Annotated in this window: 14 protein-coding genes; 11 read left to right on the forward strand and 3 right to left on the reverse strand. The window is 72.2% G+C overall.

Annotation, left to right across the window (positions count from 1 at the left end; all coding sequences use genetic code 11):
* Positions 1 to 29 precede the first annotated feature (29 nt).
* Complete coding sequence (locus HUO13_RS07630) at positions 30 to 1,511, reverse strand: sodium:solute symporter (RefSeq protein WP_211900731.1); 1,482 nt, start codon at positions 1,509 to 1,511, stop codon at positions 30 to 32.
* 106 nt (positions 1,512 to 1,617) lie between these two features.
* Between HUO13_RS07630 and HUO13_RS07635 the strand changes: the two genes are divergently transcribed.
* The 8 genes from HUO13_RS07635 (at position 1,618) to HUO13_RS07670 (ending at position 10,835) form a co-directional block, all read left to right on the forward strand.
* Positions 1,618 to 3,117 carry a PucR family transcriptional regulator gene (locus HUO13_RS07635; RefSeq protein ID WP_211900732.1) on the forward strand — a complete coding sequence of 500 codons (1,500 nt, stop codon included), beginning with the start codon at positions 1,618 to 1,620 and terminating at the stop codon, positions 3,115 to 3,117.
* Between the two features lie 111 nt (positions 3,118 to 3,228).
* Entirely contained in the window at positions 3,229 to 3,432 is a 204-nt protein-coding gene (locus HUO13_RS07640; RefSeq protein ID WP_211900733.1) for a hypothetical protein, read from the forward strand.
* A 371-nt stretch (positions 3,433 to 3,803) separates the two neighbouring features.
* Positions 3,804 to 4,778, forward strand: coding sequence for a hypothetical protein (locus HUO13_RS07645; RefSeq protein WP_211900734.1), 975 nt, complete (start codon positions 3,804 to 3,806; stop codon positions 4,776 to 4,778).
* A gap of 88 nt (positions 4,779 to 4,866) precedes the next feature.
* Entirely contained in the window at positions 4,867 to 6,726 is a 1,860-nt protein-coding gene (locus HUO13_RS07650) for a methylmalonyl-CoA mutase family protein (protein WP_211900735.1), read from the forward strand.
* Positions 6,723 to 8,981, forward strand: a complete 2,259-nt coding sequence (scpA, locus tag HUO13_RS07655) for a methylmalonyl-CoA mutase (protein WP_211900736.1) — start codon at positions 6,723 to 6,725, stop codon at positions 8,979 to 8,981. Before HUO13_RS07650 ends, scpA begins: the two co-directional genes overlap by 4 nt.
* Before the next feature lie 2 nt (positions 8,982 to 8,983).
* Complete coding sequence (gene meaB / locus HUO13_RS07660) at positions 8,984 to 9,970, forward strand: methylmalonyl Co-A mutase-associated GTPase MeaB (RefSeq protein WP_211900737.1); 987 nt, start codon at positions 8,984 to 8,986, stop codon at positions 9,968 to 9,970.
* Positions 9,971 to 10,064: 94 nt separating this feature from the next.
* Positions 10,065 to 10,421 (forward strand): GntR family transcriptional regulator, encoded by a 357-nt coding sequence (locus HUO13_RS07665; protein ID WP_211900738.1) that lies wholly within the window; start codon positions 10,065 to 10,067, stop codon positions 10,419 to 10,421.
* A 189-nt stretch (positions 10,422 to 10,610) separates the two neighbouring features.
* The gene (locus HUO13_RS07670; protein WP_249124521.1) at positions 10,611 to 10,835 is read left to right on the forward strand and encodes a TetR family transcriptional regulator C-terminal domain-containing protein; all 225 of its coding nucleotides are present in this window, start codon (positions 10,611 to 10,613) and stop codon (positions 10,833 to 10,835) included.
* 5 nt (positions 10,836 to 10,840) lie between these two features.
* Here HUO13_RS07670 and HUO13_RS07675 read toward each other — a convergent pair whose 3' ends face one another.
* Positions 10,841 to 11,545 carry a DUF305 domain-containing protein gene (locus tag HUO13_RS07675; RefSeq protein WP_211900739.1) on the reverse strand — a complete coding sequence of 235 codons (705 nt, stop codon included), beginning with the start codon at positions 11,543 to 11,545 and terminating at the stop codon, positions 10,841 to 10,843.
* Between the two features lie 211 nt (positions 11,546 to 11,756).
* Here HUO13_RS07675 and HUO13_RS07680 point away from each other — a divergent pair, with 211 nt between their 5' ends.
* From HUO13_RS07680 to HUO13_RS07690, 3 genes are all read left to right on the forward strand, one after another.
* Positions 11,757 to 13,181 (forward strand): LVIVD repeat-containing protein, encoded by a 1,425-nt coding sequence (locus HUO13_RS07680; protein ID WP_211900740.1) that lies wholly within the window; start codon positions 11,757 to 11,759, stop codon positions 13,179 to 13,181.
* A gap of 98 nt (positions 13,182 to 13,279) precedes the next feature.
* Positions 13,280 to 13,735: a helix-turn-helix domain-containing protein gene (locus HUO13_RS07685; RefSeq protein WP_249124522.1), complete on the forward strand. Its 456-nt coding sequence runs from the start codon at positions 13,280 to 13,282 to the stop codon at positions 13,733 to 13,735.
* A complete protein-coding gene (locus HUO13_RS07690) occupies positions 13,728 to 14,096 on the forward strand; it encodes a DUF4180 domain-containing protein (RefSeq protein ID WP_211900741.1) in 369 nt (122 codons plus the stop codon). Before HUO13_RS07685 ends, HUO13_RS07690 begins: the two co-directional genes overlap by 8 nt.
* Positions 14,097 to 14,140: 44 nt before the next feature.
* Here HUO13_RS07690 and HUO13_RS07695 read toward each other — a convergent pair whose 3' ends face one another.
* Positions 14,141 to 15,250, reverse strand: a complete 1,110-nt coding sequence (locus HUO13_RS07695; protein ID WP_211900742.1) for an adenylyl-sulfate kinase — start codon at positions 15,248 to 15,250, stop codon at positions 14,141 to 14,143.
* Positions 15,251 to 15,298: the final 48 nt, after the last annotated feature.

The raw sequence follows: 15,298 nt of genomic DNA on the forward strand, positions 1-15,298 counted from the left end.
GGTCACTTCCCGGCCGCCCGCGGGGGCGCTCACTTGTCGGCTCCGGTCTGCTCGGCGGGCTCGGCCCTTCCCGCGGACGCTTCCGCCGGCTCGACGGCGGCCGGCGCCCCGGCGAGCCGCCGGGTCCAGGCCCGCAGCACCGCCGGGTCCGTCGGTGGCGTCAGCAGGCTGACCACGACGTAGCTGACCAGCGCGGCGCCGAGACCGTAGTAGATCGGTTCGTTGGCCGACAGGCCGAAGACGACCATCGACGCGATCACCACCACCGAGCCGACGACCATCGAGGCGACCGCGCCCACGCGGGTGCCGCGCTTCCACACCAGCCCGCCGAGGATCGCCACCAGCAGCCCGCCGACCAGCACGTTGTAGGCGACGGTGAGCGCGTTGACCACGTCGTCGACCAGCATCGCGATGCCGATCGCGACGATGCCCAGCACCAGCGTCGTCAGCCTGCTGGCGCTGACGTCGGAGCCCTCGGCGGGCCTGCGGCGCAGCTTGGCCAGGATGTCGGTGGTGCTGACCGCCGAGCAGGCGATGAGCGCGCCGCTGGAGGTCGACATCAGAGCCGAGAGCGCGGCGGCGAGCACCAGCCCGCGCACACCGGAGGGCAGCAACTGCTCGACGACGGTGGCGAAGGCGTCGTCGGCGTCTCCCAGGTTCGGGTAGAGGACGCGCGCGGCGGTGCCGATCAGCGCACCGGTGAAGCCGTAGGCCAGGCAGTAGACGCCGGAGAGGATGCCGCCGCCGGTGGCCACCTTCGGGCTGCGCGCGGTGAACACCCGCTGCCAGATGTCCTGCCCGATGAGCAGGCCGAAGCCGTAGGTGAGCACGTAGGTCAGGATCGTCGCGCCGCCGATGCTGTCGAGCCGGAAGAAGCTCGGGTCGAGCCTGCTGCTCATCTCGCCGAACCCGCCCGCCGCGGTCACCGCGACCGGCAGCAGCAGGAACATGATGCCGATGGTCTTGATCACGAACTGCGCGATGTCGGTCAGCGTGATCGACCACATGCCGCCCAGCACCGAGTACAGCACCACGATCGAGCCGCCCACGGCGATGCCCAGCGCGCTCGGGAGCTGGAACAGGACGTTGAAGATGGTGGCGAACGACAGCGTGGAGGTCACCGTGAGCATCAGGGTGTAGCCCCACATCACCACCCCGGCGATCACCGTCGAGGAGCCGCCGTAGCGCAGATCGAGCATCTCCGAGACGGTGTAGACGCGCAGCTTGACCAGCCTGCGCGCGAACAGCGCGTGCAGCAGCAGGATGCCCAGGCCGATGGTGAGCACCAGCCAGGCGCCGGAGATGCCGTGGGTGTAGCCGAGCCCGACGCCGCCGATGGTGGAGGCGCCGCCGAGCACGATGGCCGACATCGTCCCGGAGTACATGAACCAGCCGAGGCGGCGGCCTGCGACCAGGTAGTCGCTCTTGGTCCTGGCCAGCCGCATGCCGTACCAGCCCACACCGACCATCCCGGCGATGTAGAGCGCGATCACCAAGTAGTCGGCGACCATCGGGTCCTCCTGTCCGCGTCGACACGCTGTTCCGGCAACCGTAGGGTTCGCCGGGCCAAGGAAGAATGGGACGATCCATCCCAGATTCGATTGATCCGTGGTTCGAATGACCAAGCCGTCCGAGCAACCCTCCGTGCCGCTGCACGCGGTCACCGGCGACGCCGCGCTGGCCGTGGAGGTGGTGGCCGAGACGCTGCGGCCCGGCGCGCTGGAGCTGCCCGTGCGCTGGGCGCACGTCAGCGAGCTGCAGGACCCCGCGCCGTACCTGCTCGGCGAGGAGCTGCTGCTCACCGCCGGGGTGAACCTGCCGTCCGAGCAGCAGCAGGTCGACCGCTACGTGCAGCGGCTGCTCGCGGCGGGGGTGAGCGCGCTCGGCTTCGGCGTCACGCCGCCGATGCACGAGGCCCTGCCGGACCCGCTGCGCGAGGCGTGCGTGCGGCACGGGCTGCCGCTGCTGGTGATCCCGCCGCGGACCCCGTTCCTGGCGATCAGCCGCGCGGTCGCCGTCGCGATCAGCGATGCCGCCCAGCGGGAACGCAGCCGGGTCGCCGAGGCCAGGGAGGCGCTGACCCGGTCGGCGGCCGAGGGGCTGGGTGCGCTGGTGGCCGAGCTGGCGCGCAGGCTCCGCTGCTGGGTGGCGCTGGTGGGCGCCGACGACGCGCCCGTCGCCACGTCTCCCCCGCGCACGCCGCTGCCGCCAGAGCTGGCTCCGCTGCTCGCGCGGCTGCGGGCGGGCTCGGGGGTGCGCAGCGCGACCGGCGAGCTGGCCGACGGCTCCTTCGCCGTCGCGCAGCCGGTGTACCCGCAGGCCACCGCCTCGCAGCTGCTCGTGGTCGGGCGCAGGCAGCGGTTCGACGCCACCGAGCGCGCCGTCATCGCGGTGGGCGCGGCGCTGCTGGGCCTGACCGGTCGCGCGGGCGCCGACAACGCGGCGCTCGGGTCGGCGGTCACCGCGCTGCTGCTCGACCGGCCGGCCGCAGACGTGCTGGCCGGCCTGCTGGAGAAGGGCCGGTACCGGGTCGTCGCGGGCGTGCCGAGGGGGCGCCGCCGCAACGGCGGGGTCTCGGCCTTCGACTGGCTGAGCAGCCGGCTCGGCAACCCGCTGGTCAGGCTCGACGACGACGGCGGCTTCACCGCTGTCGTGGCGACCGCGCCGAGCGACGAGGTGCTGGAGGAGATGCGTTCCCAGGGCTGGCTCGCGGTGGTCAGCTCCGCCCGGCCCGCCGACCGCCTGGGTGAGACCGCGGCCGAGGTCGACGCGCTCGCGCAGCGGGCGCGGGCGCTGGACCGCCCGGTGCGCGCCGACGACAGCGCCGGACTCGGCCTTTCCGCCGCCGTCGCACCGGAGGCCGCCGCGGGCTTCGCCGAGCGGGCCCTGGCGCCGCTGCGCGCGATCGACCGGACGCGCTCCGGGGACAAGCTCGCCGACACGCTGCAGTGCTGGCTGGCCCACCACGGCAGCTGGGACCGGACCGCCGCCGCGCTCGGCGTGCACCGCAACAGCGTGCGCCACCGCATCGGGCAGGTCGAGCGCGCGCTGGAGGCCGACCTCTCCGACCCGCAGGTCCGGATGGAGCTGTGGTTCGCGCTGCGCTGGTCGCGCTGAGTGGCCGCGAACCTCTGCCTATCCCGGTACCAGGTCCGTTTCGGTCATCGCCCTGGACCTCCCCGTTCGGGACAATGGGCGCCGAGCCGACGACCGCCCGGGAGGAAGCCGATGGAGGAACGCAGCGTTCGTTTCGTGGGCGGGCCGCTGGACGGCCGGGTCCAGGACCTCCGCGACTCCGAGGCGGTCGCCGGGCGTCTGCTCCGCCACATCCACCTGCACGACGGGCCGAAGATCGAGACCCATTACGAGCTGCACTACACGCCGGGCAACGGCTGGGAGTACCACCTGCGCGCCCACGGCAAGAGCCCGTAGGAACGTTGCGGAAGTGGTTCGCACAGCGGTGCGAGTGCCGGAGCCCCGGTGTGCGACCCGAGCGCCGGACGGCCGCTCATCAAGCACCCGCAACCGCCCGCCGGCGTGGGTTTTTCCCATTCCGGCAACGGAAAGCCGTCGTGCCGACCGTTGGGCGCGGCTGCCGCGCACCGGCCCCGACCAGTCGCGACACCGCGCGGCGAAGCCGAATCCGGCATGTTCGCACCCCCGCGCGCGTGGGAAACACCGCCGTGCAACGGTGAATTCACCAGCCGAGCGGCTGTGTCGCGCGGACCGGCGGCGGCCATAGCCTGGCCGCGGGCGCAGAATCCGCTGCGCACCAGGGGAAACCGCGCGCTACGGAGGTCGCCATGTCCGGCCACGGCCAATCGGACGGCACCGCGGCGAGCCGGCCGCGCGAGGACTCCCGCGGCGAGGTGGAGGCCCTGCTGCGGTCCGGCCCCTTCCACGAGGCGCTGCGCGCGGCCATCGCGCACAGCGGGCTCACCCTGGAGGCCCTGCGCGGCGAACTGGCCGCGCGCGGCATCCGGCTCAGCCTGGCGACCCTGAGCTACTGGCAGCACGGGCGCAGCCGCCCCGAGCGGACCGGCTCGATGCTGGCGCTGCGCGCGATCGAGAACATCCTGCGGCTGCCCTCGCATTCGCTGCGGGCGCTCCTGGGACCACCGCGCCCGCGGGGCCGGTGGCTCAACCACGAGCCCGGCCGCCGCATCGACGGCATCGACGACCCCGCGGGGCAGCTCGCGGAGGTGATCGGGCCGGTGCTGGGCCCGTCCGACCGCGACCTGCGCGTCTTCTCCCAGGAGGACATCGCCTCCGTCGGCCCGGACCGGGCGATCCACCTGGTGCGCACCCGCACGGTGCTGCGCGCACTGGCCGACGGGCCGGACCGGCACCTCGCCGTCTACCGTGGCGAGCCAGGCTCCGACTCGGGCGCGCTCGCCCCGGTCGCCATCGAGAACTGCCGGCTGGGCCGCACGAGCAGGCACCCGGCCGCCCCGATCGTGGTCGCCGAGCTGTTGTTCGACCGCAGGCTGCGCGCCGGGGAGATCCACCTGCTGGAGTACGAGTTCCGCGTCGAGCGCCCGGTGCGCAGCGTCGACCACCGCCGCACGTTCCGGTACCCGGCCGGCAGCTACGTCGCGTCGGTGCGCTTCTCGGAGTCGGCGGTCCCGGTGCGGTGCAGGCGGCTGCGGCAGGGCGCGCCCGCGTCCGGACGGGGGACCGACGAGCTGACACTGGTGGGTGGTCGTTCGGTGCACCTCGCGGTGCGGGACGTCCCGCGCGGCGTGCTCGGGATCGCCTGGGACTGGGACTGGGACTGAGACGCAGGAGGACGCCCCCTGCTCTGTCCGGCTGCGACAAGTGTCACACGATCCCCGGGCAAGGCCGCACCGGCCTACCATCCTGTTCATGGTGGCGCACTCGACGACGAGCGACGGGCCGGAGCTGCCCCTGGCGGCCGAGTTCCCCGAGCCCGCCCAGCAGCAGTGGCGGCAACAGGTGGAGAAGGTCCTGCTCAGGTCGGGCCTGGTGTCCGAGGGCCGGCCCGTGCCGGAGCCGGTCGAGGACGTGCTCGCCAGCGCCACCTACGACGGCATCACCGTGCACCCGCTCTACACCGAGGCCCCCGCCTCCAGCGGTCTACCCGGCCTGGCGCCCTACGTGCGCGGCAGCCGGGCGCAGGGCTGTGTCAGCGAGGGGTGGGACGTCCGGCAGCACCACGCGCACCCCGACGCCTCGGAGACCAACCGCGAGATCCTGGCCGACCTCTACAACGGCACGACCTCGCTGTGGCTGGAGCTCGGGCCGACCGGGCTGGCGGTGGACTCGCTCGCCGACGCCCTCGAAGGCGTCCACCTGGACATGATCGGCGTCGTCCTCGACGCGGGCGACGAGGCGGCGGAGGCGGCGTCGGCGTTGCTGGAGCTCGCGCGTGAGCAGGGGGTGCGGCCCAGCGCCCTGCGCGGCAACCTCGGCGCCGACCCGCTGAGCGCCTGGGCGCGCACAGGGCAAGAACGCGATCTGGGCCTCGCCGCCGAGGTGGCCGCGCACTGCTCGTCGCACCCGGGCCTGCGTGCCGTGACCGTCGACGGCCTGCCGTACCACGACGCGGGCGGCTCGGACGCCGAGGAGCTCGGCTGCTCGATCGCCGCGGGCGTCACCTACCTGCGGGTGCTGGCCGGTGAGCTGGGTGCCGAGACCGCGAGCGGGCTGCTGGAGTTCCGCTACGCCGCCACCGCCGACCAGTTCCTGACCATCGCCAAGCTGCGCGCGGCCCGCAGGCTGTGGGAGCGGGTGACGCGGGAGATCGGCGTCGCCGAGCGCGCGCAGCTCCAGCACTCGGTCACCTCCTCGGCGATGCTGACGCGCCGCGACCCGTGGGTGAACATGCTGCGCACCACGATCGCCACGTTCGCCGCGGGCGTGGGCGGCGCGCGGTCGGTCACCGTGCGGCCGTTCGACGCCGCGATCGGGCTGCCGGACTCCTTCTCCCGGCGCATCGCCCGCAACACCCAGTCGCTGCTGCTGGAGGAGTCGCACCTGGCGCAGGTGATCGACCCGGCGGGCGGTTCCTGGTACGTCGAGACGCTGACCGACGAACTGGCGCGCAAGGCGTGGGAGTGGTTCCAGCGCATCGAGGCCGAGGGCGGGCTGCCCGCCGCGCTGCGCTCGGGTCTGGTGGCCGACCGGCTCGCCGAGACCTGGCAGCGGCGCCGGGACGCCATCGCCCACCGCACCGACCCGATCACCGGCGTCACCGAGTTCCCCAACCTCGAAGAACCCGCGCTGCGACGCGACCGCGCGCCGGAGCCGCTGTCGGGCGGTCTGCCCCGGCACCGCTACGCCGAGGACTTCGAGCGGCTGCGCGACGCCTCCGACGCCCACCTCGCCGAAACCGGTTCCCGGCCGGCGGTTTTCCTCGCCACGCTCGGTTCGCTCGCCGAGCACAACGCCCGCGCGTCGTTCGCCAGCAACCTCTTCGGCGCGGGCGGGCTGGAAACCCCGGACGCCGGGCCCACGGAGTCCGCAGAGGACGTGGTGAAGGCTTTCGCGGGCTCGGGCACGTCGGTGGCCTGCCTGTGCTCGGGTGACCGGATCTACGGTGAGCGCGCGGAGGAAACCGCGCGTGCGCTCCGGGAAGCCGGGGCCGACCAGGTGCTGCTGGCCGGCTCGCTCGAGGTGCCCGGAGTCGACGGCCGGGTGTTCGCCGGGTGCAACGCCCTCGAAGTCTTGCAGGACGTCCACCGCAGGTTGGGAGTGCAGCAGTGACCGCCCACGAGCACGAACCGATCCCCAGCTTCGCCGGCGTGGAGCTGGGCGAGCCCGCCCCCGCGTCGGCCGGGCGGTGGAACGACGCGCTGCTGGCCGAGACGGGCAAGGAGGCTGACGCGCTGGTGTGGGAGGCGCCGGAGGGCATCGGCGTCAAGCCGCTCTACACCGAGGCCGACACCCGCGGGCTGGACTTCCTGCGCACCTACCCGGGAATCGCGCCGTTCCTGCGCGGCCCGTACCCGACGATGTATGTCAACCAGCCGTGGACGGTGCGCCAGTACGCGGGCTTTTCCACCGCCGAGCAGTCCAACGCCTTCTACCGCCGCAACCTCGCCGCAGGCCAGAAGGGCCTGTCGGTGGCCTTCGACCTGGCCACCCACCGCGGCTACGACTCCGACCACCCCCGCGTCGGCGGTGACGTCGGCATGGCCGGCGTGGCGATCGACTCCATCTACGACATGCGCCAGCTCTTCGACGGCATCCCGCTGGACAAGATGAGCGTGTCCATGACGATGAACGGCGCCGTGCTGCCGGTGATGGCGCTCTACATCGTCGCCGCCGAAGAACAAGGCGTCGAACCGGAAAAGCTCGCCGGGACCATCCAGAACGACATCCTCAAGGAGTTCATGGTCCGCAACACCTACATCTACCCGCCGCAGCCGTCGATGCGGATCATCTCCGACATCTTCGCCTACGCCTCGCGGCGGATGCCGAAGTTCAACTCGATCTCCATCTCCGGCTACCACATCCAGGAAGCCGGAGCCACCGCCGACCTCGAACTCGCCTACACCCTGGCCGACGGCGTGGAATACCTGCGCGCCGGACGCCAAGCGGGCCTGGACATCGACTCCTTCGCCCCCCGGTTGTCGTTCTTCTGGGGCATCGGGATGAACTTCGCGATGGAGGTCGCCAAACTCCGCGCCGCCCGGCTGCTGTGGGCCAAGCTGGTCAAACGCTTCGAGCCGGACAACCCGAAGTCGCTGTCGCTGCGCACCCACTCACAGACCTCCGGCTGGTCGCTGACCGCCCAGGACGTCTACAACAACGTCGTGCGCACCTGCGTGGAAGCCATGGCCGCCACCCAGGGCCACACCCAGTCACTGCACACCAACGCCCTCGACGAAGCACTCGCCCTGCCGACCGACTTCTCCGCGCGCATCGCCCGCAACACCCAGCTCCTGCTCCAGCAGGAATCCGGTACCACCCGCGTCATCGACCCCTGGGGCGGCTCGCACTACGTCGAACGCCTCACCCAGGACCTCGCCGAACGCGCCTGGGCCCACATCACCGAAGTCGAAGACGCCGGCGGCATGGCCCAGGCCATCGACGCCGGTATCCCGAAGATGCGCATCGAGGAGGCCGCAGCGCGCACCCAGGCGCGCATCGACTCCGGCCGCCAGCCCCTCATCGGCGTCAACAAGTACCGCTACGACGGCGACGAACAGATCGAGGTCCTCAAGGTCGACAACGCCGGCGTGCGAGCCCAGCAGCTCGAGAAACTGCGGCGGCTGCGCGAGGAACGCGACTCCGAAGCGTGCGAGACCGCGCTGCGCAGGCTCACCGGCGCCGCCGAAGCCGCCCTCGAGGACAACCGGCCCGACGACCTCGCCCACAACCTGCTCACGCTGGCCGTGGACGCCGCCCGGCACAAAGCCACCGTCGGCGAGATCTCCGACGCCCTGGAAAAGGTCTTCGGCCGCCACTCCGGCCAGATCCGTACGATCTCCGGCGTGTACCGGGAGGAATCGGGGACCTCGGAATCGCTGGAACGCGCCCGCCGCAAGGTCGAGGACTTCGACGAAGCCGAAGGCCGCCGGCCCCGCATCCTGGTCGCCAAGATGGGCCAGGACGGCCACGACCGCGGCCAAAAAGTCATCGCCACCGCCTTCGCCGACATCGGCTTCGACGTCGACGTCGGCCCGCTGTTCCAGACCCCCGCCGAAGTCGCCCGCCAAGCAGTCGAATCCGACGTACACGTCGTCGGCGTGTCCTCACTGGCCGCAGGACACCTGACGCTGGTGCCCGCGCTGCGCGACGAGCTGTCCGAACTCGGCCGCGACGACATCATGATCGTCGTCGGCGGCGTCATCCCACCCGCCGACTTCGACGCCCTGCGCCAAGGCGGCGCCAGCGCGATCTTCCCACCCGGAACCGTGATCGCCGACGCCGCGCTCGGACTGCTCGACCAGCTCCGGGCGGTGCTCGACCACCCCGCGCCCGCCGAGCCGGGCGAGACGTCGAGCGCGGGCTGACCATGCCGCGCGAGATCGACGTCCAGGACTACGCCAAGGGCGTGCTCGGCGGCTCACGCGCCAAGCTGGCGCAGGCGATCACGCTGGTGGAGTCGACCAGGGCCCAGCACCGCGCGAAAGCCCAGGAACTGCTCGTCGAGCTGCTGCCGCACAGCGGCGGAGCGCACCGGGTGGGCATCACCGGCGTACCCGGCGTCGGGAAATCGACGTTCATCGAGTCGTTGGGAACGATGCTGACCGCGCAGGGGCACCGGGTCGCGGTGCTGGCGGTCGACCCGTCGTCCACGCGCAGCGGCGGCAGCATCCTGGGCGACAAGACGCGGATGCCCAAGCTCGCCGCCGACTCCGCCGCGTTCGTGCGGCCCTCCCCCTCCGCGGGCACGCTCGGCGGCGTCGCGCGCGCGACCCGCGAGACGATCGTGCTGATGGAAGCGGCCGGATTCGACGTCGTGCTCGTGGAAACGGTGGGCGTCGGCCAGTCCGAGGTCACCGTGGCGGGCATGGTCGACTGCTTCCTGCTGCTCACCCTGGCCCGCACCGGCGACCAGTTGCAGGGCATCAAGAAAGGCGTGCTGGAGCTGGCCGACCTGGTCGCGGTGAACAAGGCCGACGGACCGCACGAAGGCGAGGCCCGCAAGGCGGCCCGCGAGCTGCGCGGCGCGCTGCGGCTGCTCACCCCGGTCAGCGCGTCGTGGAGACCCCCGGTGGTGACTTGCAGCGGCCTGACCGGAGCGGGCCTGGACACCCTCTGGGAGCAGATCGAGCAGCACCGCGCCACCCTCACCGAGACCGGCGAGCTGGCCGAGAAGCGCAGCCGCCAACAGGTCGACTGGACCTGGGCGCTGGTGCGCGACCAGCTCATGTCCGACCTGACCCGGCACCCGGCGGTGCGCCGCATCGTCGGCGAGGTCGAATCCGACGTGCGAGCCGGGGAACTGACCGCGGGCATCGCCGCCGAGCGGCTGCTCGAAGCCTTCCGGGAGCGTTGAGCCTCCGGGCGCGTTCGCCCTCCCGCACCAGCGGGCCGGGTCCGGTCAGGTCGATACTGGCGGGCGAACAGCCCCCACACGGAACCGGTGAACCATGCGGATCAGCGTTGACAGCGCCTCGGACGTCGCGCCCTACGAGCAGGTGCGGGAGGCCATCGCGGAGCAGATCAACAGCGGCGCGCTGGCGGTGGGAGCGAAGCTGCCGACGGTCCGCGCGCTGGCGGCCGATTTGGGCATCGCGGCGAACACCGCGGCCCGGGCCTACCGCGAGCTGGAGCAGGCCGGACTGCTGGAGACCCGCGGCCGGGCAGGGACCTTCGTCAGCGGCTCGGGCGACCAGGCGGCCGCCCGGGCCGCCGAAGCGGCGGCGACCTACGCCGAGGTCACCCACGCCCTCGGCATCCAGCGCGAGCAGGCGCTGGCGATCGTGCGAGCGGCGCTGCGCGCGTAGCGGGCCGGTGGCGGACCTGGCCGAAAGGACGAACGCGCGTTGCCGGAAGTTCCCCGGCACCAGCAGGAAGACCGCGCTGCTGCGCGCCGGAGCCGCGTGAATCAGCCTCCGGCCCGCGAGATGAACTCGACGATCCGGTCGTTGACCAGCTTCGGACGCTCCACCGCGAAGTCGTGCCCTTCTCCCGGCATGACCTCCAAGTACTCACCGATCATCGAGGAGGCGGTCACCGAGCAGGTGCGCGCGGTCGATCCGGACGCCGATGCCGAGCAGGAGGCGGGAATCCTCACCTCGCTCGTGCGCGGCCTCATCGGCAGCGTGCTCATCGGTGAGCGGACACCGCAGCAGGCCGTGGAGCTGGTGGACCGGCAGCTGGACCGCGTCTTCGGCGACGAGGGCCGCCGGCGCCGGTGACGCGCTCAGCCGACCTCGGCGGACAGGGCGCGCATGGTGGCGATCTCGTCGGACTGGGTGACCAGCACGTCCTGGGCCATCGCGTGGACCTGTTCGTCGAGGCCCCGGGTGAGCAGGTCGGTCGCCATGGTGACCGCGCCCTCGTGGTGGGCGGTCATCAGCCGCAGGAAGAGCCGGTCGAAGTCGTCGCCGCGCGCGGCGGCCAGCTCGGCGAGCTGCGCGGGCGTTGCCATGCCCGGCATCGCGGCGTGCCCGGTCTCCGGGCCGCCGACGTGACCGCCGTGCCCGGCCTGGCCGGGCTGCCCGCCGTGTCCGGCGTGCTCCTGGGCTCCGTGGCTCGCCTGCCAGCCGCGCATCATGTCGATCTCGGGCTTCTGCGCTCCCCCGATGCGTTCGGCCAGCGCCCGCACCTGCGGGTGCTGCGCCCGCTCCGGGGCGAGGGCCGTCATCTCCAGCGCCTGCTCGTGGTGCGGGATCATCATCGCGACGTAGGTCGCCTCGGCCTCGCCAGGAGGAGCCGACCGGCCGAGCCCCTGGACCTCCTCGCCGGTCGCGACCTTCGGCTCGTCGCCGGGCGCGCCCGGCAGCACCACCGGTGCCTGCGGCGGTTCCGGGGTCGAGCACGCGCCGAGCAGCCCCGCTGCGAGAACCACCGCGAACACCGCCGCCGCCCCGGTGCCGAGCCTCCTCGCGGTTGCGCCGAGCTGCATTGATCCTCCTTATACCGACCCAAATGCGACCACACGGACTATTGGGGCCGCTGAACGCGACAAACATACTGATTCGGGTTGGTACTCCGGTACCGCTGTTTGGCGAGCGCGCGCAGGCGCAGGCAGCTCGATAACCGAATCGAATGTGGGGTGGGTTCTGTTGAATCCGAGTTCCAGGCGCAGGCCTGGTCGCGGCGGGGCACGGTTGCGGGTGGCGGGTGTTCTCGCCGGTGTGGTTCCCCTGGTCCTCGGTCTGCTCGCGACACCGTCGCTGGCCGACACCCCCGGTAGCGAGCATCCGGAGGACCACGGCGCGGGCGTGGTCGCGGCGCAGGCCGTGGCACGCGACGTGATCAAGAGCAAGAACATCAAGCACACCGCGCACCTGCCCAAGCAGGCGCCGTTCGACAACGTCGACGCCGTCGGCACCGACATCGCCTTCAAGGGCAGGCACGCCTTCGTCGGCAACTACGACGGGCTCGTCGTCTACGACATCGCCAAGCCGGACAAGCCGAAGATCGTCGCGCAGGTCGTCTGCCCCGGCGGCCAGGGCGACGTCTCGATCAGCGGGAACCTGCTGTTCGTCTCGACCGACTACCCGCGCACCAACAACACCTGCCAGAGCGAGGAGACCACCGCCGCCGACCCCAACGGGTGGGAGGGCATGAAGGTCTTCGATGTGAGCAACCCGGCCAGGCCGCGCTACGTCTCGGCCATCGCCACCGACTGCGGTTCGCACACCCACACCCTGGTGCCCGACAAGGCGAACAAGGCGGTGTACCTCTACATCTCCTCCTACGCGCCCAAGCCGGAGTTCCCGAACTGCCAGCCTCCGCACGACAAGATCTCGATCGTCAAGGTGCCGCTGGACCACCCGGCCGAACCGGTGCTGCTCGACGCTCCGGTGGTGTTCCCGGACGGCGGCAACCCCGGTCAGCCGGGCGGCATCCGGGAGACCTCGGGCTGCCACGACATCACCGTGTTCCCGTCCAAGGACCTCGCGGCGGGCGCGTGCATGGGCGACGGCGTGCTGTTCGACATCTCCGACCGGGAGAAGCCCCGCGTCATCAACCAGGTCCGCGACGACCAGAACTTCGCGTTCTGGCACTCGGCGACGTTCAACAACGACGGCACCAAGGTCGTGTTCACCGACGAGCTCGGCGGTGGCAGCGCGGCGACCTGCGACGCCCCGACCGGCCCGAAGCGCGGCGCCAACGGCATCTACGACATCGTCGGCTCGGGCGCGGAGTCCAAGCTGGAGTTCCGCAGCTACTACAAGATCCCGCGCCACCAGGCCGGCACGGAGAACTGCGTGGCGCACAACGGCTCCCTGATCCCGGTCCCGGGCGAGGACATCATGGTGCAGGCCTGGTACCAGGGCGGCGTCTCGGTGTGGGAGTTCACCGACTCGGCGCGGCCGAAGGAGATCGCCTTCTTCGACCGCACCCCGTTCGACCCGGGCAAGCTGCAGACGGCCGGGTCGTGGTCGGCGTACTACTACAACGGCCGCGTCTTCTCCAGCGGTATCCAGGAGGGCCTGGACGTGCTGGACATCAGGGACCCGCGGACCGACCCCGCCAAGCGGGTGCGCTTCGAGGAGTTCAACCCGCAGACCCAGCCCGTGTACGCGGACTGACGTCCTGACCAGTGGGCCCCGCCGGGCGATCCCGGCGGGGCCTACTCATGCGAAAGTCAGTGACGCATCATTCCCCGTGTGCGCTATCTTGGGGAGCGATGACGGAAGAAATGTACTCGGTCGAGCAGGTTGCCGAACAGCTCGGCCTGCATGTGCGCACGGTCCGCGGCTACATCCGCTCCGGGCGCCTCAAGGCGGTGCGGATCGGCAAGCAGTACCGGATCGCGCGCTCCGACCTCGCGGAGCTGACCGGGCGGACGCCGCCGGCGAGCTCGGGGCCCGGCGGTTCCGCGGAGGTGTCGAGCATCGTGCAGGTGGACGGCGTCGACCGGGCGGCGGCCGACCGGCTGGGCACTCTCGTGCTGGCCGGGGCCAACACCTCCCGCGGCTCCGCGCACCCGCTGCGCATCCAGACCGTGCACGACGAGGAGCGCAACCGGATGAAGATCGTGATCCTGGGCAGTCCCGGCGACACCGCCGAGGTGCTGCAACTGCTCGAAGCCGTCCTGGACGGCGACAACGGCCTGTTCTCCCGGGAGGCGGGCGATGCCTGACCTGACGCAGGAGCGGGCCGGGGTGCCGGTGCTGGTGTGCGCCCCGGACGGACCGCCGGTGGCCACCGAGCAGGACGTGCTCGACCTGATCGGCGCGACCTACTTCGGCGCCGAGGTCGTGGCCGTACCCGTGAGCAGGCTCGACGAGCGCTTCTTCACGCTGAGCACCCGCTTCGCGGGCGAGGTCATGCAGAAGTTCGGCAACTACCGGCTGCGCCTGGCCGTCGTCGGCGACATTTCGCGCCACCTGGCGGCGAGCTCGGCGCTGCGCGCGCTGGTGCACGAGTCGAACCGTGGCGAGCAGGTGTGGTTCGTCCCCGACCTCGACGCCCTCGACGCGCGGCTGCGCGGCGCCGCCTGAGCGATCGGGGCGCGTGACGGTAGTGGAGTCGATCCGGTCCGGCGTCACGTGGAAGCGCGGCCGGCCCTCTCCGCGATCCACGCCGCGACGCCGGCCGGGTCGGTGTCATCGGTCGAGAGCGGGTGCGCGCCCGGGAGGTCTTCGTCGATGCGAGCGGCCTCGTCGATGCTCGCGGCGATCGACTCGTCCAGAGCACGTCCGGCGAGCCCCCGCCGGTGGTCACCGGCGATCGGCGGCCCGTCTCCCCGGGCACGCCGCCTGATCCGCGCGTCCAACGTGCGCGGCGCGGCCCGCAGGACGAAGGTGGCTGTGTCGAGCTCGTCCCCCACCGAATTCGCGAATTCGCGCGCCGTGGCGATGTCGGCGGTGACGACGACGGTTCGGGCACCATGCGCGGCAAGTGCGCCGATCATGGCTCGCGCGTTCCGCGCCCGCAGCCGCGCGAGGTGACGCCCGCGCGGGTCGGCGCCGACGAAACCCAGCTGGTGCGCGTCCAGGTAGGCGACGCTGCTACCCGCGTCGGCCAACCGGAGGAAGGTCTGGAACCCGGCCGTCGACGAGCCCACTCCGCCCGGCCCGGTCACGAGTACGACGCCGGCGGCCGGATCGGTCGCGGCAGGGCCGAAAGGTTCGTGGTCCGCCGCGGTGCCCGCTCGTTCGACGTGCGCGAGCGCGGCCGCCGCCAGGCGTCGCGACACCTCATCGGGAGTCAGCGCGCTGGTGTCGACGCGCAGGTCGGCGACGGCCGGGTCGATCGTCGCGGCGTAGCCGACGGCCTGTTCGGCCTGCTCGGTCAACCAGGCCCGCTGCCGGATGCGAGCACGGACCGCGTCGGCATCGGCGTGGAGGGGGCAGGCGAGAACGCGCTCGCGCGGCACGTCGGGCAACAGCCGGGCGAGGTGAGCCGGATCGTCGGCCAGGCCGGCGACGATCAGCATCCGGGCGCCGGATTCCCGGTAGCCGGGCACGAGCGCGCGCAGTCCGGCGGCGACCAGCTGCGTCTCCGACGCCCGCACGCCGGCCGCGAGGCGGAGCTGGTCGGCGTCGACGAACGCGGCGACCACGCCGTACTCGGCCAGTTCGGCCCGCAACCGGTAGCCGACGGTCGACTTCCCCACGCCCGACGTCCCCAACAGCCACACGACGGCAAGCACGACGCGACCCTAGATCACCACGCACGCGGCGACGACTGAATTCCCCGC

This window comes from Saccharopolyspora erythraea (assembly GCF_018141105.1).
In the GTDB taxonomy this organism is placed as follows: Bacteria; Actinomycetota; Actinomycetes; order Mycobacteriales; family Pseudonocardiaceae; genus Saccharopolyspora_D; species Saccharopolyspora_D erythraea_A.